This is a genomic window from Kitasatospora sp. NPDC036993, assembly GCF_055607525.1.
The window spans coordinates 32,569-56,017 of record NZ_JBVJRP010000016.1; the positions used below are offsets into that span (position 1 = coordinate 32,569).

The 23,449-nt window shown below is 74.3% G+C and carries 20 protein-coding genes; 6 read left to right on the plus strand and 14 right to left on the minus strand.

Annotated features, from left to right (window positions below):
• Nucleotides 1–94: 94 nt before the first annotated feature.
• From ACZ7C5_RS29010 to ACZ7C5_RS29050, 9 genes are all read right to left on the minus strand, one after another.
• Nucleotides 95–1,231 carry an ABC transporter permease gene (locus tag ACZ7C5_RS29010; RefSeq protein WP_401089766.1) on the minus strand — a complete coding sequence of 379 codons (1,137 nt, stop codon included), beginning with the start codon at nt 1,229–1,231 and terminating at the stop codon, nt 95–97.
• A complete protein-coding gene (locus tag ACZ7C5_RS29015; RefSeq protein ID WP_401089767.1) occupies nt 1,228–2,145 on the minus strand; it encodes an ABC transporter ATP-binding protein in 918 nt (305 codons plus the stop codon). Before ACZ7C5_RS29015 ends, ACZ7C5_RS29010 begins: the two co-directional genes overlap by 4 nt.
• Nucleotides 2,146–2,343: 198 nt before the next feature.
• Nucleotides 2,344–3,435 (minus strand): FHA domain-containing protein, encoded by a 1,092-nt coding sequence (locus tag ACZ7C5_RS29020; RefSeq protein WP_470323761.1) that lies wholly within the window; start codon nt 3,433–3,435, stop codon nt 2,344–2,346.
• A 328-nt stretch (nt 3,436–3,763) separates the two neighbouring features.
• Nucleotides 3,764–5,164 (minus strand): vWA domain-containing protein, encoded by a 1,401-nt coding sequence (locus tag ACZ7C5_RS29025; RefSeq protein WP_401089770.1) that lies wholly within the window; start codon nt 5,162–5,164, stop codon nt 3,764–3,766.
• A 108-nt stretch (nt 5,165–5,272) separates the two neighbouring features.
• Nucleotides 5,273–6,616 (minus strand): PP2C family protein-serine/threonine phosphatase, encoded by a 1,344-nt coding sequence (locus ACZ7C5_RS29030; RefSeq protein ID WP_470323762.1) that lies wholly within the window; start codon nt 6,614–6,616, stop codon nt 5,273–5,275.
• 3 nt (nt 6,617–6,619) lie between these two features.
• A complete protein-coding gene (locus ACZ7C5_RS29035) occupies nt 6,620–9,196 on the minus strand; it encodes a serine/threonine-protein kinase (RefSeq protein WP_470323763.1) in 2,577 nt (858 codons plus the stop codon).
• 5 nt (nt 9,197–9,201) lie between these two features.
• Nucleotides 9,202–10,569 (minus strand): hypothetical protein, encoded by a 1,368-nt coding sequence (locus ACZ7C5_RS29040; RefSeq protein ID WP_401089774.1) that lies wholly within the window; start codon nt 10,567–10,569, stop codon nt 9,202–9,204.
• Between the two features lie 262 nt (nt 10,570–10,831).
• On the minus strand, nt 10,832–11,791 hold the full coding sequence (locus ACZ7C5_RS29045; RefSeq protein WP_401089776.1) for a glutamate ABC transporter substrate-binding protein: 960 nt from the start codon (nt 11,789–11,791) through the stop codon (nt 10,832–10,834).
• A 22-nt stretch (nt 11,792–11,813) separates the two neighbouring features.
• Nucleotides 11,814–13,283, minus strand: coding sequence for a hypothetical protein (locus tag ACZ7C5_RS29050; RefSeq protein ID WP_470323764.1), 1,470 nt, complete (start codon nt 13,281–13,283; stop codon nt 11,814–11,816).
• Nucleotides 13,284–13,609: 326 nt separating this feature from the next.
• Here ACZ7C5_RS29050 and ACZ7C5_RS29055 point away from each other — a divergent pair, with 326 nt between their 5' ends.
• Both ACZ7C5_RS29055 and ACZ7C5_RS29060 read left to right on the plus strand, forming a co-directional pair.
• Entirely contained in the window at nt 13,610–14,185 is a 576-nt protein-coding gene (locus tag ACZ7C5_RS29055) for a nucleosidase (protein WP_401089779.1), read from the plus strand.
• A gap of 81 nt (nt 14,186–14,266) precedes the next feature.
• Entirely contained in the window at nt 14,267–14,788 is a 522-nt protein-coding gene (locus tag ACZ7C5_RS29060) for a DinB family protein (protein ID WP_470323765.1), read from the plus strand.
• A 115-nt stretch (nt 14,789–14,903) separates the two neighbouring features.
• Here ACZ7C5_RS29060 and ACZ7C5_RS29065 read toward each other — a convergent pair whose 3' ends face one another.
• Entirely contained in the window at nt 14,904–15,824 is a 921-nt protein-coding gene (locus ACZ7C5_RS29065; protein ID WP_401089782.1) for a sigma-70 family RNA polymerase sigma factor, read from the minus strand.
• A 120-nt stretch (nt 15,825–15,944) separates the two neighbouring features.
• Between ACZ7C5_RS29065 and ACZ7C5_RS29070 the strand changes: the two genes are divergently transcribed.
• Together ACZ7C5_RS29070 and ACZ7C5_RS29075 are read left to right on the plus strand one after the other, a co-directional pair.
• On the plus strand, nt 15,945–16,727 hold the full coding sequence (locus ACZ7C5_RS29070; protein ID WP_401089784.1) for an SDR family oxidoreductase: 783 nt from the start codon (nt 15,945–15,947) through the stop codon (nt 16,725–16,727).
• Between the two features lie 86 nt (nt 16,728–16,813).
• The gene (locus tag ACZ7C5_RS29075; protein WP_470323766.1) at nt 16,814–17,335 is read left to right on the plus strand and encodes a hypothetical protein; all 522 of its coding nucleotides are present in this window, start codon (nt 16,814–16,816) and stop codon (nt 17,333–17,335) included.
• Here ACZ7C5_RS29075 and ACZ7C5_RS29080 read toward each other — a convergent pair.
• Entirely contained in the window at nt 17,325–17,921 is a 597-nt protein-coding gene (locus ACZ7C5_RS29080; protein ID WP_401089788.1) for a cysteine hydrolase family protein, read from the minus strand. The two genes, ACZ7C5_RS29075 and ACZ7C5_RS29080, sit on opposite strands and share 11 nt — an antisense overlap.
• Nucleotides 17,922–17,993: 72 nt before the next feature.
• Here ACZ7C5_RS29080 and ACZ7C5_RS29085 point away from each other — a divergent pair, with 72 nt between their 5' ends.
• On the plus strand, nt 17,994–18,956 hold the full coding sequence (locus ACZ7C5_RS29085) for a GlxA family transcriptional regulator (protein ID WP_401089790.1): 963 nt from the start codon (nt 17,994–17,996) through the stop codon (nt 18,954–18,956).
• Nucleotides 18,957–19,005: 49 nt separating this feature from the next.
• Here the strand turns inward: ACZ7C5_RS29085 and ACZ7C5_RS29090 are convergent, their stop codons facing one another.
• Nucleotides 19,006–20,424, minus strand: coding sequence for an alpha/beta hydrolase (locus ACZ7C5_RS29090; RefSeq protein WP_470323767.1), 1,419 nt, complete (start codon nt 20,422–20,424; stop codon nt 19,006–19,008).
• A gap of 88 nt (nt 20,425–20,512) precedes the next feature.
• Here ACZ7C5_RS29090 and ACZ7C5_RS29095 point away from each other — a divergent pair, with 88 nt between their 5' ends.
• Nucleotides 20,513–20,950: a hypothetical protein gene (locus ACZ7C5_RS29095; RefSeq protein WP_401089793.1), complete on the plus strand. Its 438-nt coding sequence runs from the start codon at nt 20,513–20,515 to the stop codon at nt 20,948–20,950.
• Between the two features lie 115 nt (nt 20,951–21,065).
• Here the strand turns inward: ACZ7C5_RS29095 and ACZ7C5_RS29100 are convergent, their stop codons facing one another.
• Both ACZ7C5_RS29100 and ACZ7C5_RS29105 read right to left on the minus strand, forming a co-directional pair.
• Nucleotides 21,066–22,646: an AMP-binding protein gene (locus tag ACZ7C5_RS29100; RefSeq protein ID WP_470323768.1), complete on the minus strand. Its 1,581-nt coding sequence runs from the start codon at nt 22,644–22,646 to the stop codon at nt 21,066–21,068.
• A gap of 204 nt (nt 22,647–22,850) precedes the next feature.
• Nucleotides 22,851–23,366 carry a hypothetical protein gene (locus ACZ7C5_RS29105; RefSeq protein WP_401089796.1) on the minus strand — a complete coding sequence of 172 codons (516 nt, stop codon included), beginning with the start codon at nt 23,364–23,366 and terminating at the stop codon, nt 22,851–22,853.
• Between the last annotated feature and the right edge of the window lie 83 nt (nt 23,367–23,449).

Genomic DNA, 23,449 nt, shown 5'->3' on the forward strand with positions numbered 1-23,449 from the left:
GTCGCAGACGCCGACGGGGTCGTACACCGGGACCAAAGGCGTACGACCCCGTCGGGACCGGATCGGGCGGACGTCGGCGGATGTCAGGGGACGGTCAGTCCTCCCAGCGGAACAGCTTCCAGGAGATGCCGGTCAGCACGGCCGCGAACAGCAGCAGCCCGCCCATGGTGGGCAGGGCGTCCATGACGCCGCCGCCGCGGGTGAGCACCGACTGGGCGGAGTCGACCAGGTAGTGCAGCGGCATGACCTGGGAGACGCCCCTCAGCCAGCCCGGGGCGTTGTCCATCGGGATGAACGCGCCGGACAGGAAGGACATCGGCAGCACGATGAGCTGCGAGATGCCGTTGGCCGCCTCCTCGGTCTTGGCGACCGAGCCGGCCAGCAGGCCGATCGACATGAAGGCGAGCGTCGCGCAGGCCACCAGCGGGATGACCAGCCACCAGTTGCCGGTGAGCTTCAGTCCGAAGAAGCCCACCGCGACCGCCAGGAAGACGGCGGTCTGGAGGAACGAGGTCAGTAGCGAGACCAGGATCCGGGAGCTGACCACGGTGCCGGCGCTGATCGGCGCCAGCCGCAGCCGGCGCAGCACCTTGGACTTGCGCCAGTTGACCAGGGTCAGCGCCGCCCCGAACACCGCGCCGGTGGCGATGGCCCAGCCGAGCAGGCCGGGGGTGAGGAACTGGATCGGCTTGAGCGACTTGTCCTCGACCTGCTGGGAGTCCAGCACGAAGGCCGGCTTCTGGCCGGTGGCCGCCTGGTTGGCGTTCTGGACCACCGAGTTGAGGATGCCCTGGACGGTGCCCGCGCGGACCTGGTCGGCGGCGGTGTAGCGCAGCTCGACCCTGCCGTCCGGGCCCTGCGTGATCAGCGCGTGGTAGTCGCCCTTGCGGACCTTCTCCAGCGTGGCGGCCTCGTCGTCGGTCCTCGTGATGGTGAGGACCTGCTCCAGCGCGGCCCGGTCCTCGCCCTGGATCGAGTCGAACAGCTTCACCGCGCCGACCTGCGCGACCTTGGCGTGCGGGCTGCCGGCGCTCTGCGTCACGGCGCCGAAGAACACCAGGAACACCAGCGGGAACAGCAGGATGAAGAAGCTCGCGGTGCGGTCGCGCTTCAGCCCGAGCAGCATCGCGCGGGACAGGCTCCAGAACGCGCTGACCCGCTCCCGCTCGCCGGCGGCCGGGCCGCCGCGCCGGGCGCCGTCCCGCGGCTCGGTGGGGGTGGTGGCGGTCATGCGCGGAACTCCCGTCCGGTCAGCTGGAGGAAGACGTCCTCCAGGGTGGCGCCGCGCACTTCCAGGCCGCGCAGGGCGTTCTGCTCGGCCAGGACGGTGAGCACCGGCGCCGGGAGCCGGGTGGAGACGGAGAGCGAGACGGTGTCGTCCTCCAGGGTGGCGATGTCCGCACCGGCGGCGGTCAGCAGTTCGCGGGCCCGGTCGAGCGGGAGCTGGCCGGAGGCGACGCTGATCCGGACGGTGTCGTCGATCTCGCGGATCAGCGCCGTCGGGGCGCCGGTGTGCAGGACCTTCCCGTGGTCCATGATCGAGACCCGGTCGCAGAGCACCTCGGCCTCGTCCAGGTAGTGGGTGGTCAGCACGACCGTGCGGCCCTCGGCGTTGATGTCCCGCAGCAGGTCCCAGAGGTTGCGCCGGGACTGCGGGTCGAGGCCGGTGGTGGGCTCGTCCAGGAAGACGAGCTCCGGGTCGTGGGCCAGCGCGCAGGCGATCGACAGGCGCTGGGCCTGGCCGCCGGACATCTGGTCGGTCAGGGTCTCGGCCTTGTCGACGAGGCCGACCCGCTCCAGCATCGCGTCGGCCCGCCTGGGGCCGGTCCCGTAGAACGACGCGAAGGTGCGGATGGTCTCCCGGGCGGTCAGTTTCCGGAAGAAGGCGGTCGCCTGGAACTGCACGCCGATGCGCGGCAGCAGTTTCGGATTGCGCGGCCAGGGTCGCATCCCCAGCAACTCGATCCGGCCCTCGTCCGGTTTCCGGACGCCCTCCAGGATCTCCATCGTGGTGGTCTTCCCGGCCCCGTTGGGGCCCAGGATCCCGTAGAACTCGCCGGCCTCGACGGTGAGGGACACCCCGTCGACGGCCTGCACATCCCCGTACCGCTGGCGGATGCCGTCAGCGGATATAGCAGCAGTCATGCGCCCTGAGCCTAGGGCTTGTGAAGGCTCTTGTGCAGGCCGGAGCCGGGGAATTCGCGGACACTTCGAGGTGGGGGGAAACGGGGCCGGGCCGGGCGGATGTCGAATTCCGCCCGGCCCGGCCGGAGTTGGCGACGGCGAATCGCCGGGAAATCGTCCGGCCCGCCTTTCCGTGACGATTCGTCAGTCGACGGCCTTTCAGCCGCGGTGCACGGTGATGGTGGTCCAGGCGCCGATGTGGATCCGGTCGCCGTCGTTCAGCGGCACCGCGGTGTGCGGGGCGATCGGCTCCGCGCCGCCGTTCACGGTGGTGCCGTTGGTCGAGTCCTGGTCCACCAGCACCCAGCTGCCGTCCGCCTGTTCGGCGAGCAGCGCGTGCTGGTGCGAGGCGCCCGGGTCCTCCGGCGGGACGGACAGGTCGATCTCCGGCACCGTGCCGCGGTGCTGGCTGCGCCGCCCGATCCGCAGCTGGCCGCGGCCGGTCAGCGGGATCCGGCGCTCCGGGCAGTACGGCGGGAAGAACAGGCCGGCCGCCTCGGGGCCGCTGCGGGCCATCATGTCGGTGAAGTAGTCCCGGTCGGCCGAGACCACGGCGATCCAGTTGGCCCGCACCGGCTCGGCGGGCTGGGCGGGTTCCTGGGGCTGCTGCGGGTGCGGCTGCTGCGGCTGCTGCTGCGCTTGCTGCCGGCCTTGTTGCTGCGGCGGGGCGAGGTGGAAGGAGGTGCCGAAGTCGCCGCCGCGGCTGTTCGGTCCGGGGCCGGCCGGGTGGGCGTACACCGGGCCGGAGTCCTCGCGCACCGAGGGGTCGGGGAACTGCCCCTCCGGCCCGTTGGCGGGCGGGTAGCCGTAGGTGTGGGGCTGCGCCGGGGCCTGCGGCTGTGCCGGGACGGGCGGGGCGACGGCCTGCTGCGCCGCGGGCGGCTGCCCGAACGGGGGCTGCTCGAACGGGGGCCGCTCGAACGGGGGCTGCTCGAACGGCGGCCGGCCGAACGGGGGCTGTCCGAACTGCGCGTGACCGGCCGGGCCCTGGGGCTGCTGCGGGGGGCCGCCGTAGGTCTCCGGGATGTTCAGCGGCGGCTGGGGGGCACCGGGCCCGCCGGCACCTGGCACCTGGCGGCGCGAGGGCGTGGAGAGCTCGTAGTCGTAGCCGCACTCCTCGCAGAACCGTCCGGTCTGCGGGCTGCGGCAGATCGGGCAGACCGTCAGGCCCTCGGTGAGGCCGTGCGGCCCGGCCTGCGGCGGGACGGCCCCGTACGGCGGCAGGGTCCCGTGCGGGGGCGGGGTCGACATGCCGGGGGGCGGCAGGGGCGCCCCGGGCGGCGGGACGGCCCCCGGGGGCATCGGCGGAGGCAGCGGGGGCGCGCCGAAGGACGCGCCGGAGTGCCCCGGGTACCCGACGGGTGCGCCGGGCGCGGGCTCGGTCCCGGGCGCTCCCGGGTAGCCTCCGTGCGCCCCCGGTGTGGGGGCCGGCGGAGTCATCGGGAAGCCGCAGAAGTCGCACCAGTCCTCGGCCTGCGACTCGTGGCCCCTCGGGCAGATCGGCATCAGGTCCCCCTCGTTTCGGGCCGGCTCGGTGCGGCGTCGCGCCGGGGCGCCGGCCCGGTCACGTCTTCAGCGGTCACTTCTTCACACGTACCGTCTTGGTCGACCGGGTCTCAAGGGTCATCGAGTCGGCCTCGCTCACGTTCTTACGGAACCGAACCGTACCCTCCTTCGGGTCCACCACGTCCACCACCTTCTGGAGCAGCTTGTAGGTGCCCTCGTTCCCGGTCGCGTGGGCGATCCGGACGGCGGCGCCCAGCTTGGCGGTCGCGCGGTCGACGTCCCCGGCCCGGTGGGCCTCCAGGCCCTCCTGGATGGAGGAGGCCAGCTCCGCCTGCCCGGTGTAGTGGGCGACCTGCGGGCTGATCCGGGTGGAGGAGGCCAGGTCGTCGGTCCAGACCGCCTTGACCAGGCCCTGGGTGAGCACCTCGGGGGTGCCGCCGGCGAGCCGGTCGGGCAGCACCAGGCTGATCCGGGCGGCCAGCATCTCGTTGCCGACCGAGGCGGCCGGCACCTCGACGCAGACGTGGTAGTCGCGGCTCTCGTCGCCCCAGGAGCCGGTCGGGTAGTCGCCGGCCCGGGGGCCGGTCTCGGTGCGGCGGCCGGTCAGGTCCTCGACCGCGGGGGCGACCTGCTTGACGAACCTGACCGTGGCGTTGGCCGGGGTCCAGATCCGCAGCGCGACGTCGGCGACCTGCTTGCCCATCGCGCCCGCCATCATCGAGCGGAAGTCCTCGGCCAGGCCGGAGGGTTCGGCGACGATGTCGGTGGTGCCGAGCAGGGCCGAGGAGATCTTGCGCAGCTCGTCGATCCGCCAGTCGGTGCCGACGCCGCGGCAGTCGGCGGTGAAGTGGCCGGTCACCCGCTCGACGGTGCGGGCCAGGTCCTCGGCCGACTCGTGCTCGTTGTTGCCGTCGGTGAGCAGGACGGCGTGCCGGATGGCGATGTCGCGGCGGGTGAGGAAGAGCTTGTCGGCCTTGCCCAGCCAGGTGCCCATCGCGGTGCCGCCGGCCGCGGTGAGCCGGCGCAGCGACTCCTTGGCCTGCGCGCGGGTGGCGGCGGAGGCGGTGGCGAGGGTGCCGTCGCCGGGGTAGATGTCGCGGGCCTCGTGGGTGCCGGCGACCACGGCGAAGGCGGTGCCGTCGCGCAGCGCGTCGATGGCGGCGGCGGTGGCCTCGCGGGCTCCGTTGATCTTGGACTTGGGGTAGTCCATCGAGCCCGAGCAGTCCACCAGGATGACCACGGCCGCCGCCGTGTTGGAGCCCGCGGTGACGGAGCCCGCAGCGCCGGAGCCCACGGCACCGGAGCCCGCCGGGGCGGCGTCGGCGTAGCCGAGCGGACGGCCGCCCGAGGTCCCGCCGCCGGTCGCGGTGACGGTGACGATGGCGTTGACCTCGCGGGCGCCGTCGGCCAGGTACTCGTTCTGGAAGATCTCCACGTTGAACCTGGGCAGGTTCGGCTTCGCCAGTGTTGCCATGGGGCGGTCGGCTCCCGTCGGGTGAGGGGTGGACGTGCTCAGGACGGTCGGGCGGCCCGCCGGACGGGCCGGCGGGCCGTGGCGCCGGGGCCTCCGGCGGTGGGTCGGTCAGGCCGTCGGCGGGTGCGGCGGCTGCGGGGGGACGGGCGGGACGGGCGGCGCGGCGGGAGCGGCCGGCGCCGGGGGGACCTCCGGGGGCGCGGGCGGGGCCGGGGGCAGCGGGGCGGCGGGGGAGCCGATCACCGGGAGGTCCGGCAGGGTCGGCTCGTAGTCCTCGTCCTCCTCGGCGACCGGCTGACCGACCGGCTGACCGGCCGGCTGACCGGCCGTGCGGTCGCCCGACCGCGGGGCGATGATCGGCAGGTCCAGCGCGGTGGGGGTCTGCTCGGCCTCCTCGGCGGCGGCCGGCGGGTCGATCGGCAGCACGGCGACGGTGATGTTGTCGTGGCCGCCGGCCGCGACCGCGAACTTCACCAGGGTCTGCGCGGTGGCGAGCGGCTCGGTGCGGGCGTCCGGGCGCACGTAGTACGCCAGGTCGGTGGCCGCCTCGGCGTAGTTCCACAGCCCGTCGGTGCAGATCAGCACCACCCCGGGGACGTGCGGGGTGAAGTCGAGGGTGTGCGGCACGACCTCCTCGGCGTCGGCGCCCAGCCAGCCGGTGATCGCGTGCGCGCGCGGGTCGGCGTAGGCCTCGGCCTCGCCCATCAGCCCGGCCTCGACCATCCTGGCCGCCCAGGAGTCGTCCTGGGTGAGCCGGAACGGCTCGGCGGCGGCGCGGTCGTCCGGGATCCAGTACGCCCGGGTGTCGCCGACCCACCCGATGGTGACCCGTCCGCCCGCGGCTATCGCGCTGACGAAGGTGCAGGCGGGCGCGTTGAGGTCGGGCCGGGTGGGGCCCGCGCCGTCGGTGGCGAGGTCGGCGACGGCCTTGGCGGCGTCCGCGACGGCTTGGCGCATCGCCTGGTCAGGGTCCCGGCCGGCCTCCAGGGAGGTCAGCAGCGACTCGGAGGCGGAGTCCACCGCGGTCTCAGAGGCCTCGTCCGGGCGGTCGGAGGAGGAGACCCCGTCGCACACCACGGCGACCACGACCGGCTCGCCGCCGGGCAGGGAGGTCGCGGCGACGGTGAAGGAGTCCTCGTTGCGGTGGTGGCGCACGCCGCGGTCGCTGACCCCGGCGACGCCCCCGAGCGCCTTCTCCATGTGGTCGCGCGGGCGCGGCTGGGCGCCGCCGCAGCCCTCGCAGTAGCCGTCCGGGGTGACCCGCGGCTGCGCACAGTGCACGCAGACCGGCCCGCGCTGCGACGGTACGGCCTCGCCGCGGGCGGCGGCCCAGCCGGCCGGCATCGCGCCGGGGGCCGCCCGGCCGTCCCGGCCCGTCCCGCAGGAGCCGCAGTAGGCGTCCTCCGGGTCCATCGGCTCCGAACAGCTCGGGCACTCGGTCTGCTGCGGCATCTGCTACACCCACGTCCTGGGACGGGCACGGTTGGCCCGTTCCACCATCTCGATCCTGGTCTCCGCCCGGTCGGCCAACCGGGCGAGTACCCGGTAGGACTGTTCCAGGGCGAAGCGCAGTTCCCGCTCCTGTGCGGGACGTCCCAGTACCACCAGGTCGGCGGAGCGCCGTCCGGCGGCCGTCTCGGCGCCGACCCAGCCCAGGGCCGCGCCGAGCACCTCGACGGCCAGCTCCTCGCGGCGGCGGGCGTCCAGCCGCAGCGCGGTCAGCTGCGCGGAGCTCGCGCCGAGGTCGCCGGCCAGGTCGTCGGTGACCCGGCGTTCGCGCAGCCGGGCCCGGACGGCGGCGATCCGGGCGGCGGTGTAGTGGCTGGAGGCGGCCGGGACGGACTCCAGGACGCGGACCGCGCCGACCCGGTCCTCCTCGGCCAGCCGGACCCTGGCCAGCCCGAAGGCGGCGCTCAGGTAGGCGTGGTCGGTGGCCCACACCAGCCGGTAGAACTCGGCCGCGTCACCTCCGTTGCCGAGCAGTTCGGCGCAGATGCCGAGGGCCAGCTTGGGGGCGGCCTCGCCGGGGAAGGCGTCGTAGACCGCGTCGAAGGCCTCGGCGGCGGCCCGCAGGCCGGTGATCCGGGCGTCCGGTCCGGCACCGGCGCTTCCTGCCAGGGCGGTCAGGCCGCGGTACCAGACCACCCGCCAGTCGTCCGGCTGGTCCCGTTCCAGCTCGCCGAGGCGGCTCACGGTGTCCTGGTGGCGGCCGAGTTCGAGCAGGGCGCGCAGTTCGCGCAGCCGGCTCTCGACCGAGGCGACGGGCGCGGCGGCCAGCGCGGCGAGCGCCTCCTCGGGGTCGGGGTTGATCAGGACGGCCAGGAAGCCCGCGTTGGGGTCGCCGGGGTCGACCCGCGGGACGGGCAGCGCGAGGGCGGCGGCGGCCGGGTCCAGCGGGGCCACCCGGAGCAGGCCGGCCTGCTCGGTGGGCAGCACCAGCTCGGTGTCCACGACGCGCAGTTCGGGGCCGAACAGGGTGGACGGCGCGGGCCGGGGCCGGTCGTCCTGGAGGGCCAGGACCTCCCGCAGCACGCCGGTGAGCTGGTCGGCCATCTCCTCGGCGGAGGCGAAGCGGCGGGCCGGGTCGGGGTCGGTGGCGCGGACCAGGAAGCGGTAGTACGACTCGTACCTGGCGAAGGCCTCGACCTGCTCGGGGCCCGGCAGCGAGTCGCGGTAGGTGCCGCTGTAGCCCTGGAAGTCGAAGGAGAGGACCGCGAGGGTGCGGGCCACGGTGTACAGGTCGGAGGCGACGGAGGGGCCCTCGGTGGCGATCTCCGGGGCCTGGTAGCCGACGGTGCCGTAGATCGGTCCCTCGTCGTCGAACCGGCGGACCGCGCCCATGTCTATGAGCTTGAGCGCGTCGCCGCTCTGTATCACGTTGTCGATCTTGAAGTCGCAGTACACCAGGCCCCGGCCGTGCAGGTAGCCCAGGGCCGGCAGCGCCTCCAGCGCGTACGCGATCGCCTGCTCGACCGGCAGCGGCTCGCGCCGGCCGTCCGGGGTGCGGCGCTCGTTGGCGATGTCCTTGAGCGACTTGCCGCCGACGTACTCCATCACGATGTAGCCGTCGGTGGCGCCGGTGCGCAGGTCGGGGTGCTCGGCGAAGTTGATGATCCGCACGATGTTCGGGTGGTCCACCTCGGCCAGGAAGCGCCGCTCGGCGACGGCCACCGCGAGGGCGTCCTCGTCCCCGGTGTCCAGCAGGCCCTTGAGCACCACCCACTTGTCGTTGACCCGTCGGTCGATCGCCAGGTAGATCCAGCCGAGCCCGCCGTGCGCCAGGCAGCCGACCACCTCGTACTGCCCGCCGACCAGGTCGCCGCGGCGCAGCTTGGGCGTGAACGAGTACGGCGTGCCGCACTTGGTGCAGAAGCCCTCGGGGCGGCCGGGCAGGCCGTTCTTCTCCCGGCCCACCGGGGTCTCGCACTTGGAGCAGAACCGCTTGCGCTCGGGCACCTCGGGATCGACCAGGACCGCCGCGGCCGGGTCGGCCGCCTCGACGGTCGGCACGGTGACCAGGCCGGCGCCCAGCCGGTTGCGGGTGCCCGCGGTGGCGGTGCCCCGGGTGGAGCGCACCGAGAGCGAGCGGCTGCTGCCGGTGCGGGTCGAGCGGTGTGAGCGGGAGCGGCCTGACATCGAGCGGGCCGAGCCGGTGCGGCCGGAGCCGATGTGACCGGAGCCGTCGTGGCCGGAGGCACCGTGGCCCGAACCGCCGCGGCCGGAGCCCGGCGAGACCCGGGCGGAGGGGACGTAGGGCTGGGTGACGCCGGTGTCGCCGGCGGGCGGGGTCAGGCCGCACTCGTCGCAGTAGTTGTCCGGATCGACGGTGCCCGAGCAGTCGCGCGGGCAGGGCGAGCCGGGGCCGGCCGCCGTCGCCGGGGGAGCCTTCGCCGCGGGCACCGCGGGCGCCGAGGCGGTCCCGCTGGTCCCGCCGGTCCCGCCCGCCGGGGCCAGCCCGCACTCGTCGCAGTAGCCGTCGGCGTCGATCCTGCCGTCGCCGGAGCACTCCGGCCGTTCGCACCTCTCGCCCATCACCCTCAGCCCCCCTGGACCTGTCCGTCGGCCGGCGCCTGGCCGGCCGCCTCCTGAGCCTGTCCGGCCTCGGCCTCGGTGTGGGCCGGCCGCAGCGACTGCTGGAACCGGGCCACCGCGGCGGCCGCCGCCCGCAGGTCGCAGGGCGCGCTCCACAGCAGCCAGCGCGCCTTCTCGTACCGTTCGATCACTTCCGGGTCCTCGGAGACCCGCAGCCGGGCCGCCATCGCCTTGTAGGCGTCCAGCCGGCCGCGCAGCTCGGCCCGGACGGCCAGCGGCTGGGTCACCTCGGTGAGCGACTGCCTGGCCCGGGTCAGCTCCTTGGCGGCGGCGTCCTCCAGGGTGTCCAGCAGCGGCGCCAGCCGGCCCCACTGCCCGGCCTGGCGCAGGTCCAGCGCCGCGACGATCCGCTCGCGCAGCGCCGAGGCGGGGCCGGGCACCGCGGGGACGTCGCTGGAGGCTATCTTCGCCAGCACCTCGCCGCGCGCCCGGCGGGCCTCGGCCAGGGTGGCGTCGGCCCGCTGGAGCAGGTCGCCGACGCCCTGGAGGCGCTCCTCGGCCTCGTCGCGCAGCCGCAGCAGGTCCTCCAGCTCCAGCCGGACGCCGTCCAGCGCCCGCCCGGCCCGGTCGAACCGCTCGGTGTCCACCATCCCGGCCGGTCCGGCGAAGGCCGAGCCCTCGGGGACGGTGCCGCGCTGGGCGGGCACCCGGGCCGGACGCCACAGCGCCAGCGGGTCCCCGTGCACCTCGGTGCGCAGCCCGGTGAGGTCCTTCTCGATCCCGGACAGGTCGTCGCCCAGCGGGTGGCTGCCGGTGCGCACGCCGAGCGAGGCACCCAGGGTGCGCACCCGCTGGAGCTCGGCCAGCAGCAGGTCGATCCGGGCCGGCAGCGCCGACCAGACCGCGTCGGCGGCGCTGACCACCTCCAGCACGGTGGCGTACCAGGAGTTCATCCGGGTCATCAGCGCGTCCAGGCTGATCCGCTCGACCAGCCTGGCGGGCGCGCCGAGCACCTGCGGGCCGTCCGGCACCACCCCGCCGGGGACGGTCACCGCGTCGCCGGTCAGCAGTTCGCTCAGCTCGGCGAGTTCGGGCGAGCCCGGCTTGGCCTTGCGGGCCCGGACGGCGCGCGCCGAGGCCAGCGCCTCGGAGTAGCGGTCGAACAGGGCCCACAGCAGCGGCAGGCCCTTGCCGGCGACGGACCAGCGCTCCAGGGTGCGCCCGGACAGCTCGGCGCCGTCCAGCAGCCGCAGGCCGGGGTGGTCCTGGAGGGCGAGCAGCGCGGACTCGACCGCGTCCCGCTCCGCTCCGAGGCGGGCGAGCGCGCGGTCCACCTCCTCCCGGTTCAGTACCGGGCCAGCCGATGCCGCCACCGCGGTGCCCTTCCTTCCTCGGGTGCGTTCCCGACGTTCCCGACCGTTCCGACGTGCCTGACGATCCCGGTGTTCCCGGCCTGCGGTCCCACGACAACCCCCCCCATGTCCACCACCGGTCTCCCCGGGGTGATCGTCCCGAACCCTAACCGGTGGCCGTCCGGGCGGAGCGGGCGCGGGGCGTCCGGAGGCCGTCAACGCCCCGCTGACGGCCCGTGCGCTACCTCCTCCGCGCCGCCCCGCGCGTCACTCCCCGGCCGGCTCAGTGGGTGCCCGGCCAGTAGCGGTCGGCCTCGTTGAGCATGTACGGCTTGAGCCAGCGGTCGTACGAACGGGCCCAGTCGCCGCGCGCGTAGTAGTCGGCCAGCACCTGGTTCACCCGGGCGGTCAGGTCGGTGCTGTCCTTCAGCATGGCGACGCCGGTCACCTCCGGCTGCGCCTCGCCGTCCACGATCCGCACGGTCTGGTCCTGTGCGGCCTGACCGGCCGCCAGACCGTTGTCGGTCATGACGGCGTCGACCTTGCCGAGCTGCATCAGGACCAGGCAGTCCAGCTGGTTCTCCACCGTGACGACCTGCCGGGCGGTGTTCTTCTCCTTGACCACGTTCAGCGCGGTGGACCCGTCGGCGGCGCAGACCGCCTTGTCCCTGATCGCCTCGTCGATGTTCTTCGCCTGCGACGACTTCGGCACCAGGACGCGCTGGCTGATGTTGAAGTACGGCTTGGAGAACGCGACGTCCTCCATCCGCTTGCAGTTGATCGTCATGGTGCGGACGATCAGGTCGACCCGGCCCTTCTTGATGGCCTCGACCCGGTCGGCCGTGGCCACCGGCTTGAGCACCACCTTGTCCGGGTCGCCCATGACGGCGGCGCCGATCGCCCGGGCGAGGTCGATGTCGAAGCCCTCGATCCGGCCGGTGTTCGGGTTGCGGGCGCCCCAGCGGTAGCTGTTCTGGTCCACGCCGATCACCAGGCTGCGCTTGGCCTTGATGGCCCTCACGGCCGGGCCGTCCTCGGTGCTCGGCGGCACGCTCTTGTAGATGTCGCAGCCGTCGGCCTGGGCCTGCTGGTCCTGCTGCCCGTCCCGTACGGCCAGGGGCGCGGCGGTGCCGGCCGGTGCGGCGCCGACCGGGCCGCCGCCGGCCAGCACGGTGGCGCCGGCCGCCAGCAGGGCCAGCGCGACGGCGGGCCTGGTCCTTCTCCTGAAGCTTCTCTCGCTCATCGGTCCGTCTCCCCCTTGCCCGTTACCGGTACTCGGCCAGTCGCCGGCCCAGGCCGCGCAGCGCGGCGGCCGCGGCCACCAGGCCGAGCAGCGCGGTGGCGACGGCGGCGGTGCGCAGGTCCCCGCGGGTGCCCTCGGCGGCCTGCGTGAAGCGCTTCTGTTCGATGTCGGCGGCCCGCGCGAGCGCCTTGTCGGTGGCGTCGAAGATGACATCGGCGGTGGCCGTGTCGCCCTTGGCCGTCACGGTGGCCTCCAGGGCGCCCTGGTAGTCGGCGTGCTCGACCTCCAGGTTGCGGGCGGCGTCGTGCTGCACGCGCCACTGGTCGAACTGCTTCGCGGCCTCCTGGACGTCCGGTTTCGCGGCCTCCGGCGCCAGCCGGACGGCCTCCGGCAGCGAGCCGCCGGACCGCTCCGGCGGCGGGTTCCCGGCTCCGGCGAGGTGCTCGGTGGCCTTCGCCCACTGGTCGGCGTACCTGGTGGTCGAGCCGCGGGCGACGAAGTGCAGGTTCTCCGCCAGCCGGGCGGTCAGCACGTCCACCCGGGCGGAGTTGAGCGCCCGCAGCGGGGTCGCGCCCTCGCGGTCGCTCTGCTTGAGCGCCGCGCTGGTGGTCAGGCCGGTGACGGTCAGCCACAGGGCGCCGGACAGGACGGCGGCGGTGGCGCCCAGCAGTCCGATGTTGAACACCCGGTTGGTGCGGCGGAACAGCGTCAGCTGCACCCAGACCAGCGCGGCCAGGGCGACCAGCGCCAGCCCGTACGCCCCCCACGGCACCGCCTTGGCGGCGGCGTAGTCGTCGGCCAGCTCCCGGTTCTCGGCGGCGGCCAGTTCGGCGGCGGCCGGCAGCAGCACGGTCTGCATCTGCTCGGAGGCGTACCGCAGGTAGGCGCCGCCGAGCGGGATGCCCTGCCGGTTGTCGGCCCGCGCGGTCTCCACCAGGCCCGAGTACACCGGGAGTTGCTGGTTCAGCCGGGCGAGCGAGTCCTGCGCGGGGGAGGTCGCCGTGGTGCGGGCGGCGGCCTGGGCGATCAGCTTGGCGGCGGTGGCGATGTCCTGCTCGTAGCGGCTGCGGACGCTGTCGGGCTCGGCGCCGGCCAGCAGGAAGCCGCTCGCCGCGGTGGTGGCGGCGTCGGCCAGGCTGCGGTGGATCTCGGCGGCGTCCCGGCTGAGCGGCTGACTGTACGAGACCACCCGGTCGGCGGCCTGCGCCCTGGTCTCCAACTGCCAGGCGGTGAGGCCGCCGAAGGCCACGGTCAGCACCGCGAGCACCACCCCGGCCAGCCGCAGGCGGCCGGGCGGCGTGCGGGTGGCCTGCGCGAGCCGGGCGCGCACGCCGGTGGCGACGGCCTTCGGGGGGCGCTTCGCGGGCGCCCCGCCCGGTCTGGGCGCCGGGGGAGCACCGCCGGGCGTCGCGAGCGGGGCCGCTCCGCGGACGGCCGGTGTTCCGGGCGCAGCCGTCGTCACCGGCGCGCCGTTGCCTACTGGTGTCGCCACCCGCCTCATCCTCCCCTGGGGCCCGGCCCGCTCCCCGGGGCCCGACCGATGGCAGCAGTATGGCCGCGAGTCCCTCCGGCCACACCCGACTTGCGCCGGACTTGAGCATGTCGTGCACGTTCTCCCGGACGGCTCGTGCCCGCTCGTGCCCGTGCGTGTCCGGCGGTGCTCGCCCGCCCGTGCACGTGCCGCCCGCCCCGAGAAGTGGCGAACCGTCCGACGCGCGCCGCACCCTACGCGGTTCCCGCGACCGGGCGGAGCGCGGGGGTCCGGTTACGGGCGCGCGTTCCCGGGTGCGGCGCCCCCTCCCTCCGTACGATGGAGACATGCGCCTGCTTGGAACGATCTCGCCCGACCGTCCGCTGCTCGTCGTCGCCGTGCGCGAGGAGGCCGCCCACCTGGACGACCGCCTGCCCGTGCTGCTCACCGGGATCGGGAAGGTCAACGCCACCGCCGCGCTGGCCACCGTCCTCGCGCAGGGCGAGCGGCCCTCCGAGGTGATCAACCTCGGCACGGCCGGTGCCCTGCGCCCCGGCTGGGAGGGCACCCACCACGTGGTCCAGGTGATCCAGCACGACCTCGACACCGCGTCCCTGCACGCGCTCACCGGGCGTGAGTACGGCGCCCCGCTGGTGATCGGCAAGGGCGAGGGGCCGGTGCTGGCCACCGGCGACCTCTTCGTCTCCGACACGGACGCCCGCGACCGGCTCGCCGAGCACGCCGACCTGGTGGACATGGAGGGCTACGCCGTCGCCACCGTCGCGCACCGGGCCGGGGTGCCGGTGCGGCTGGTCAAGCACGTCAGCGACGAGGCCGGGGACGGTGCGGGGCACACCTGGAAGGAGTCGGTGGACGACTGCGCCCGGCACCTCGCGGACTGGGTGACCGCGCAGGGCTGGTGACGGCGCAGGGTTGGTGACGGCGCAGGGTTGGTGACGGAAAAGGCCGGTGACGGTGAACCAGCGGCTGGCTAGGGTGGCGCGGTGACCGAAACGAACACCGACGCGCCCACGTTCTCCGACGTCCGTCCGCCGAGCCTGAACGCGGACGAGCCGACCACCCTGCTGGCCTTCCTGGGCTACCTGCGCACGGCGGTGATCGCCAAGCTCGACGGAGTCTCCGACGAGGACGCCCGGCGTCCCGGCACCGCCTCCGGCACCAGCCTGCTGTGGCTGGTGCGACACCTCGCGGTGGTCGAGGACAACTGGTTCACCTGGGCCTACCAGGGCGTGGGCGAGGAGCCGGGCTCGACGGACGAGGTGCCGCTGGACGGCGCGACCGTGGCCGCGGAGGTGGCCGCCTACCGGGCGGCGATCGAGCGGTCCGACGCGGTGGCCGCGGCCGCCCCGGGCCTGGACCGTCCCGGCGTGCGCTCGCTGCGGCCGGACGACGCCGAGGGGCCGTCGCTGCGGTGGGTGCTGGTCCACATGATCGAGGAGACCGGGCGGCACGCCGGGCACGCGGACATCATCCGGGAGCAGCTGGACGGCGCGACCGGGCGCTGAGGGCGCTGAGGGGGCACGTCGGGCCGCCGGGGGTGGCGGGCGTGGAACGGGGGGAAGGGCCGAGCCCTGCCACCCCCGTTCCGTCGCCCCGACGACTCCACCGGTCCTGCCGGCTCTACCGGTCCCGGAAGGCCGTGAGGTCCAGCGCCGCCAGCCGCTCCGGATCGGTGAGCACGTCGATCGCGACGATCGCGCCGTCCACGACGGTGAACGCCATGACCGACAGCGCCCGTCCGTTGTCGCCGATGACCACCGCGCCCGCGGTGCCGTTGACCAGCGCCCGGCGGGCGAACGGCGACAGCGTGCCCCACAGGACGGCCTGGCCGGCCACCGTGCCGGCGCCGGAGAGCACCACCGTGTGCCGGGCCATCGTCGCGCCGCCGTCCGAGCGCAGCACCACGTCCGGGTCGAGCACGGCGAGCAGCGCGCCCAGGTCGCCGTTGCGGGCGGCGGCGAAGAACGCGTCCACCGCCAGCCGCTGCCGGCCGAGGTCGGGGTCGGGCGCGGGCGCCTGCCCCCGCACCCTGCGGCGGGCCCGGCTGGCCAGCTGGCGGGTGGCGGCGGCGGTCCTCTCGATCAGCGGGGCGATCTCCTCGAACGGCACCGCGAACAGGTCGTGCAGCACGAAGGCGACCCGCTCGGCCGGCGACAGCGACTCCATCACCACCATCAGCGCCAGCCCGACCGAGTCCGCGAGCATCACCTCCTGCTCCGGGTCCACCACCCCCTCGCGCCGCAGCAGCGGGTCGGGGATGCGCGGCGGGCCCGGCTCGCCGTCAGGTCCGGCGGGCTCCAGCGGCTCCTCGCGGCGCTGGGCACGGGTGCGCAGCAGGTTCAGGCAGACCCGGGAGACCACCGTGGTCAGCCAGCCGCCGAGGCTGGCCACGTCGCCGGTGTCGGTGCGGTCGTAGCGGAGCCAGGCCTCCTGGACGGCGTCCTCGGCCTCGCTGACCGAGCCGAGCATCCGGTAGGCGACCGCGCGCAGGTGCGGGCGGTGCTCCTCGAAGAACACGGCCCGGGCAGATTTCTCATCCACCGTCTCGTCCACGTGTCACATTCCTTCGTCGCCGGGGGTCAGGGCAGCAGGAGCCACCCAACAACGGCCGCGGCGGGGAGATCAACTCCCCTCCCGGCCGAGGACGAATCGGAGACGGTCATGACGAAGAACACCGTGCTGGTCACCGGCGGCACCGGCACCCTCGGCCGGCAGGTGGTCCCGCTGCTGCGCGCGGCCGGGCTGCCGGTGCGCGTGCTCAGCCGGCGGGAGCGCCCGGCCGCCGACGGCGTGACGTACGCGCGCGGCGACCTGCTCGGCGATCCGGCGGCGGTGGCCGGGCAACTGGACGCGGCGCTGACGGGCGTGGACATCGTGCTGCACCTGGCGGGCGGCCCCAAGGGCGACGACGTCGCGACCCGGCTGCTGGTCGACGCCGCGCGGCGGGCCGGGGTGCGGCACCTGGTGTACATCTCGGTGATCGGCGCGGACCGGCTGCCGCTCGGCTACTTCAGGGCCAAGCACGCCGCCGAGCGGGCGGTGGCCGGCTCGGGCCTGCCGTACACCATCCTGCGGGCCGCGCAGTTCCACGACCTGGCGTTCACGGTGGCCGAGAAGATGGCGAAGCTGCCGCTCGTCCCCGCGCCCGGCGGCATCCGCTGGCAGCCGGTGGACGCGCGGGAGGTCGCCGCCCGGCTGGTGGTGCTGGCGCTGGGCGAGCCGGCCGGGACGGTGCCCGACCTGGCCGGTCCGGCCGTGTACGAGATGGGCGAGCTGACCACGGCCTACCTCGCGGCGCGCGGCCGCAGCCGCCGGCAGCTGCCGGTCCGGGTGCCGGGCAAGGTCGGGCGGGCGTACCGGGCGGGGGAGAACCTGGCTGCGGCGGGGGCCGAGCACGGGCGGCGGACCTGGGAGGAGTACCTGGCGGAGCGGCTGGCGGCCTGAGCCCGGCTGGGCTGTCCCGAGGGGCCGGCCTGAGGGCTGTCCCGAAGGCGGCCGTGCTGTCGGAGGCCGGTCGTAGGGTGGCCGCCATGTCCCTCCTCGATGCGATCCGCGCCGACTCCGCCGCCGCCGGCTTCCTGGCCTGGCCGGGCGACTTCTCCCTCGACGCCTACGAGCACGGGGAGGAGGTGGTGCTCGCCTCGGGCGAGGCCCTGGAGCCGGTGGCCAAGGACGGCGCGGGCGGCACCTTCTTCCTCTGCGGCGGGGGCGGCGAGGAGCGCCCGGTGCTGTACGCCGACTCGGAGGGCGGCGCTGCGCTGCTGGCCGTCGGGGTGCCGGAGCTGGTCCGGCTGCTGCTGGCGGTGCCGTGGTGGCGGGACTGCCCGCGGCTGACGGTCGAGGAGAGCGGCGAGGCGGCCGAGGAGTACCTGGAGGACCAGCCCGGGCTCTACGCCGAGCGGGACGCGGCGGCGGCCGCACTCGGGCTCGACGTCCCCTCGGCGGCCGAGGCCCTGGCGCGGCTGCGGGAGCTCACGCTGGGCCCCGGGGCCTCGTACGTGCTGCTCAACGCGGAGGAACGCCTCGCGTACGAGCCGCTGTTCAGGCCTTAGCGGCCCGGAGCACGTCCTCCGTGGTCACCACCTTGGCGAAGCGCATCGCGTGCAGGGTCGTCGCGGTGGCGCGGGCGAGTTCGGCGGCGGGGACGGTGGTGCCGTCGGGGCCGGTCATGTCGAAGGCGTGCACGGCGTCGGTGGGGAAGACCGCGTCGTACCCGAGGTTGCCGGCCATCCGGGCGGTGGTCTCGGCACACACGTTGGTGATGATCCCGGTGACCACCACCTGCCGGGCGCCGCGCTCCCCGAGCCAGGCGTGCAGGTCGGGGGTGCCGTAGAAGGCGCTGTTGACGGTCTTGGTGACGTGCAGCGCGGGAGTGAGCCCGGCGACGAAGTCCTTCAGCTCGTACCCCGGGGTGCCCACGGCCAGCGGGCCGGCCGGGGAGGTGTGCTGCACGGTGACGATCGGGCGGCCGGTGGCCTGCCAGGCGGCGATCAGCTCGGCCATCCGCTGCTCGGCCTGCGGGTTGTCACGGGGGCCCCAGTAGGAGGTGTCCTCGAAGCCCTTCTGGACGTCGATGAGCAGCAGGACGGCGTCGGGGTCGAGGGTGAGCGGGGCGTCGAGGGCGTCGGTGTTCGTCATGCCGTCCATGGTGGTCGGCGTCACCGGGGAGGTGTGATGGGCGGAGGGGCCACCCGTCGATAGATTCCTGCCATGCGAACCGTGGGCTGCCTGATCTTCGACGGTGTCCGGGCCTTCGACTACGCGGTGATCGGCGAGGTCTGGGCGAACCGGACCACCCGGCCCGGCCTGCCCGCCTTCGACCTGAGGGTCTGCGGGCCGCAGGGCGTCCGGGTACGGCTGGGCGGCGGGCTGGAGCGGGTCCCCGACCACGGGCCGGCGGCACTGGCCGACTGCGACCTGGTCGTGGTGCCGGGCGTCGAGGACCCGGACGCCCGGCGGAGCCCGGAGATCCTGGAAGCCCTGCGGGCCGTCGCCGCCGCCGGAATCCCGATCGCCTCGCTCTGCGCGGGCGCCTTCGTCCTCGCCGAGGCCGGTCTGCTGGACGGCCGCGAGGCCACCACCCACTGGTCGCTCGCCCCCGAACTCGCCCGTCGCTTCCCGGCGGTGACGGTCCGGCCGGAGGTGCTCTTCACCGGCGGCGAGGGCCTGTGGACCTCGGCCGGGGTCGCGGCGGGCATCGACCTCTGCCTGCACCTGGTGCGCACCGCCCACGGCCAGCAGGCCGCCGCCACCATCGCCCGCGGCATGGTCACCGCCCCCTTCCGGGCGGGCGGCCAGGCCCAGTTCATCCCCACCCCCGTCCCGGACGCCACCGCCGACGGCGACCCGCTCGCCCGCCTCCGCGCCGAGATCCTGGCCACCCTCGGCACCCCCTGGACGGTGCGCCGGATGGCCGCCGCCGCGCTGATGTCCGAACGCACCCTGGCCCGCCGCTTCACCGCCTCCACCGGCACCACCCCGATGCGCTGGCTCCTCGACCAGCGAGTCCTCACCGCCCAGCGCCTGCTGGAGGAGACCGACCTGCCCGTCGACACCGTCGCCACCCGCTGCGGCTTCACCTCCGCGGTCTCGCTGCGCCCGGTCTTCACGGACCGGGTCGGCGTCGCTCCCCGGGAGTACCGTCGGGCCTTCCGGGGCCGGGCGGAGGGTTAGGGAGTGGGTGTAGGGGCCTCCGAGGGCGCGGCCGATTCGGACGGTGGCATCAGGCAGGGGGTCCGGACGACGAGGGACAGGCGGTTGTGGCCCGCCGTGCTGTCGACGTCGATGACGTACCGGCTCTCGGGGTGACGGGCGGAGAAGGCGGCGATGGGCAGGGCCGAAGGATCCCCGGTGGGAACCTCCCGGTACTCGGTGACCTTGAGGCCTTCGCGGGTGAGCAGGTCCCGGGCCTTCCTGAGGACTTCGTTGTGCTGGTCGTCGGGGACGTCGGCGTGCACTCCGTAGTCGAGCGTGTAGCGGCCGTCCGGTGCGGACTCGCCGTTCCGGCCGATACAGGGAGTGAACCCGAAGTTCTCGGGCTCCGGGTTGACGCGGGCTCCGGTCTCCTGAGCCACGTGCGCGATGATCTGGCGCGCCCAGTCCAGCGAATCCTGCTTGGACTTGACAGGCAGTGGGTCGTCCTTCCCGTCGAACCTTCCTGGGCGGCCTCGCCGACGGCGTAGGTCCCGTAGCTGTGCGCCATCCATGTGAGATGGGTCTTCGGTTCGCCGTGGGCCACGCGGAGTCCGTTCGAGAATCTCCGCATGTCCTCGGCACCGTCGATGCCCCGCATGGGATTTGCCGCTCCCGGCAGACTCTCCGGGGTGTCGTAGCCGAGGTAGGAGATCACCGACACGGGCTTGCCGGCGCCGGCTTGATATTCGGCAGCTCGCTGGAACTGGCGGATGCGGTCGATCTGGTTCGGGACGCCAGGGAGTTCGGTGCCTGTACCCGGGGCGAACACAGCGGTGTGGGCGGCCTTGTCCGGGTTCCCGGTGGCGACGATGGCGCGTCCGTCGCCGTCGAACCTCTCCGGGCCGATGGCGAGGAGGAACATTCGCTTCGATTCCTCCTTCTCGTTCGCTCCCTCCTCCAGTTTCTTCCTGATCTCCATCAGCGCGTTCTTGCGCTTGTCGTAGTCCTTCTGGTCCAGGCCGAACACGGAGGCCGAACCAGCCTCCAGCGCGTCGATCTTCTGGTCCAGTACGAGCCGGTTGGCCCTGTCGCGGGCCTCGGCCGGGATGCCGTCGAGATCGCCCACCTGTGCGGCGTTCAGCGTGAGGTAGGTTTCCTGCTGGTCGAGGGTGAGGCTGTTCCACCAGGCGGCGTTCTTCGCGGGGTCCTTGCCGTCCGGGATGTAGGGATCGACCAGATGGAGGTCCCGCATGATGCCATCGACGGCGTACTTCGCCGTGAGGAGCGATCCGTTCGCGCGGGACGGGTCCAGTGTGTTGGCGCTGAGCCGCACGAGGGCGTTGTGGCCTTGGTCGCTCGCCTCCTGAGCCGCCTTCAGCGCGGCGTTGATATGGTCCTGGAAGCCCTTCGTCTCCGAGCCGAGTTGCTGGCGGGCCTTCTGGGCCTCCGGGTCGTTCGCTTCGCCCTTCCCCTGTGCCGGGAGACTGAGGGTGCCTTCGGCGGACACGGTCAGGCCTCGGGAATCTGGTGGCCGCACCCGCGCGAGCTCGCGCGGGTGCGGCCAACCCGGGAGGGCGCAGTCGGGAGGCGGAGTGGTGGCGGAGCGGGTGCCGGGGTGGTTCTGGGAGGTCCTGGAGGCGGCGCGGCCGCGGGTGGCCGCGCTGGAGGCGTGGCTGGGGGGTCGACCGCGGGAGGTGCTGGAGGAGTTCGCGTGGGCGTACGCGACGGCGGCGGAGGAGCTGGCGGACTTCGCGGAGGGGGTGAGTGTCGACGGGGAGGTGTGGTCGGAGGACAGCACCGAGGACCTCTGCCTGTGGGTGGTCGGGCAGGGGTACGGGCTGTGGCGGGCGGTGGTGGAGGGGGAGCGGGCGCTGGAGGAGGCCGCGCGGGTGTACCTCGGAGGGGAGGCGGCCTGGGACGGGGACGTCGCGGATCCGGCGCACCGGGGCTACCAGTCGCCGGATGCCATCGTCCACGGCGTCCACCGGTCGCGGTTCGGCGAGGAGTTGCGCGAGCGGCCGGAGGACTACTGAGGACGCCTGAGGGCCGGCGGCGTGCGGGGTGGCGGTTCTCGGTGTCGCCACCCCGCCCGCCGCCGGCCTCCCGGCACGCGGCCGTGGTCCGTCGAGCCGGACGGTCCGTCAGCCGTCAGCCGGTGTGGGAGTCGCGCAGGAGCTTCTTGTCCGGCTTGCCGACGGGCGTCAGCGGGATCTCGTCCACGAGGTGCAGCACCTCGGGGGCGAAGATCCGTCCCTTGCGCTCGGTGACGAACGCGCGGAGTTCCGCCAGCGTCGGCCGCTGCCCGGGGGCGGGGACGACGGCGACGTGGACGTGTTCCGTCTCCTGGTCGTCGCGCACGCCGAAGACCGCGCAGCGGGCGACCGCCGGGTGGGTGACGAGGAGGTCCTCCACCTCGGACGGGTAGACGTGCCCGCCGACCACGATGATCAGGTCCTTGGCCCGGTCGGCGAGGTAGAGGTAGCCGTCCTCGTCGAAGTAGCCGACGTCGCCGGTGTTCAGCCAGCCGTCCCGCAGCACGGCGGCGGTGAGGTCGGGCCGCTTCCAGTACCCGGCCATGACGGTGTCGGAGCGCAGGTGGACCTCCCCCTGCTCGCCGGTCGGCAGGTCGGTGCCGTCGAGCGCGCGGATCGCCACCTCGACGCCCGGGACGGGCCGGCCGACCGAGACCTGGCCGCCGTGGCCGATCCGGTCGTGCTCCTGCGGGGTGAGCATGGAGATCAGCTGCGCCTCCGACATCCCGTAGACGCCGAACAGGACCGGCCCGAACACCTTGAACGCCTCGCGGATCCGGGTCGGCGAGGCGGCGCTGCCCCCGTACGGGATGGTCCGCAGGCTGGACAGGTCGGTGCGGCCGACCGTCGGGTGGTCGAGCAGCTGGTGGAGCAGCGGAGGCAGCAGCCAGAGGTCGGTGATGCGTTCGCGCTCGATGGCGGCGAGGACCGCGCCGGGCTCGAAGGAGCGCTGGAGGACCACCGTGCCGCCGCGCTGGAGGGTCAGGTCGGAGAGGATGCCGGAGAGGTGGGCGAGCGGGGTGGGGGCGAGGAGGCGGGGCGCGCCGGCGGTGGGGTCGCTGCCGACCGGGGTGTCGAAGACGCGGCGGTAGGGCCCGTGCAGGCTGAGGATGCCCTTCGGGATGCCGGTGGTGCCGCCGGTGTGGCGGATGCCGAGGTCGTCGTCGGGCCCGACCCGGACGGCGGGCGGCTCGGCGGGGCGGTGGGCGGAGGCGGCGATCACGTCCTCGCCGACGGCCCCGTCGGCGGCCACCGGTCCCGGGCCGAGGGTGAGGACGGCCGGGACGTCGACCAGCGGGAGCAACTCGGGTGCGGTGGCGTACCGTTCGGCGTCCACGAGCAGGAGGGTGGTGTCGACGCTCGCGGTGATCTCGGCCAGGACCGGCGCGCTCATGCCGTCGTACAGGTTGACCACCCGGGCGCCCGCGAGGCCCGCGGCGTAGCGGGCGCTCAGGGCCTCGGGGGTGTTGCCGGTCAGCAGGGTCACGGTGCTGCCGACGGTCACTCCCCGGGCGACCAGCTCGTGGGCGAGGCGGTAGGTGGTGGCGGCGAAGTCGCCGGCGGTGATCTCGGCGCCGTCGGCGGTGACGAAGGCCTGACGGCCGGGGTCGGATGCGAGGGCTCGGAGGATCAGCGCGGGGCCGCTGACGAACTCGGAGTCCCGCGTGGCCACTTCGTGCTTGTAGTTTGCAACCATGGCCACAGGCTAACCCCAACCCCGGTGTCGTACCGGGGGCGCCCGGAGGGTAATTGGCGTGAACCTTGCGCTGACGGCGCAATCATGACGGTGCATCAGGAAACGGTTGCTGCCCGCGCAGCCCCGTCCGGGTGAACCGTGCGGGTGAAGCACGGGTGAAACGTGGGCGACGTGCGGGTGGGTCGCGGGGCCCGGCGGCCCCGCTCAGAACGCCGTCGGAGACCGGAGGGCGAGGTCGGTGGCGGTGGCCCAGTGGTCGGCGGTGGCGGTCACGATCACGTAGCCCTGCTGGGAGGGGAGCCGGGGGACCGTGGCGCTGAGGCAGCCGTGGCTGCGGTGGACCTCGACGGGGACGGGGACGCCGTGGAGCAGCACCTCGCCCGGGGTGGGCGGCCCGTCGAGCGGGGCGAGCTGGGTGCGGGGGTCGAGACGGCTGGAATTGGCGAGGAAGGTGGAGAGTTGGGACTGCGGGGTGGTGAGGGAGCCCACCCGGTGGCCGGGCGGAACGGGGCGCGAGGTCTGGACGACGGCGACGAGTTCGCCGTCCAGGTGGTAGTTGAGGTCGAGGTGGCAGAGGTAGCCGTCCGAGGAGAGCCGCCCCAGCAGGAAGAACCACCCGGGCGGGGCGGCGCGGAGTACGGCGATCTGCTCGCCCCACTCGTCGGCCGTCTCGCGGTGGGTCGGTATGTGGATGCTGCGCGGGCGGGTGTCGCGGAACAAGGGCTTCCCCCAACGGTCGGCTGACAGACGGTCGTTGGGACGAGTATGCGGTTTCGCCCGGAGGTTCGGGGGCGGTTCGGGGA

Bases quoted from the DNA above. Each gene is read 5' to 3' on its own strand.
- ACZ7C5_RS29080 (WP_401089788.1), bottom strand. From the start codon at position 17,921: ATGACGAACACCGACGCCCTCGACGCCCCGCTCACCCTCGACCCCGAC.
- ACZ7C5_RS29100 (WP_470323768.1), bottom strand. From the start codon at position 22,646: ATGGTTGCAAACTACAAGCACGAAGTGGCCACGCGGGACTCCGAGTTC.
- ACZ7C5_RS29025 (WP_401089770.1), bottom strand. From the start codon at position 5,164: ATGGCAACACTGGCGAAGCCGAACCTGCCCAGGTTCAACGTGGAGATC.
- ACZ7C5_RS29015 (WP_401089767.1), bottom strand. From the start codon at position 2,145: ATGACTGCTGCTATATCCGCTGACGGCATCCGCCAGCGGTACGGGGAT.
- ACZ7C5_RS29055 (WP_401089779.1), top strand. From the start codon at position 13,610: ATGCGCCTGCTTGGAACGATCTCGCCCGACCGTCCGCTGCTCGTCGTC.
- ACZ7C5_RS29030 (WP_470323762.1), bottom strand. From the start codon at position 6,616: ATGCCGCAGCAGACCGAGTGCCCGAGCTGTTCGGAGCCGATGGACCCG.
- ACZ7C5_RS29010 (WP_401089766.1), bottom strand. From the start codon at position 1,231: ATGACCGCCACCACCCCCACCGAGCCGCGGGACGGCGCCCGGCGCGGC.
- ACZ7C5_RS29035 (WP_470323763.1), bottom strand. From the start codon at position 9,196: ATGGGCGAGAGGTGCGAACGGCCGGAGTGCTCCGGCGACGGCAGGATC.
- ACZ7C5_RS29070 (WP_401089784.1), top strand. From the start codon at position 15,945: ATGACGAAGAACACCGTGCTGGTCACCGGCGGCACCGGCACCCTCGGC.
- ACZ7C5_RS29085 (WP_401089790.1), top strand. From the start codon at position 17,994: ATGCGAACCGTGGGCTGCCTGATCTTCGACGGTGTCCGGGCCTTCGAC.
- ACZ7C5_RS29020 (WP_470323761.1), bottom strand. From the start codon at position 3,435: ATGTCGACCCCGCCCCCGCACGGGACCCTGCCGCCGTACGGGGCCGTC.
- ACZ7C5_RS29045 (WP_401089776.1), bottom strand. From the start codon at position 11,791: ATGAGCGAGAGAAGCTTCAGGAGAAGGACCAGGCCCGCCGTCGCGCTG.
- ACZ7C5_RS29075 (WP_470323766.1), top strand. From the start codon at position 16,814: ATGTCCCTCCTCGATGCGATCCGCGCCGACTCCGCCGCCGCCGGCTTC.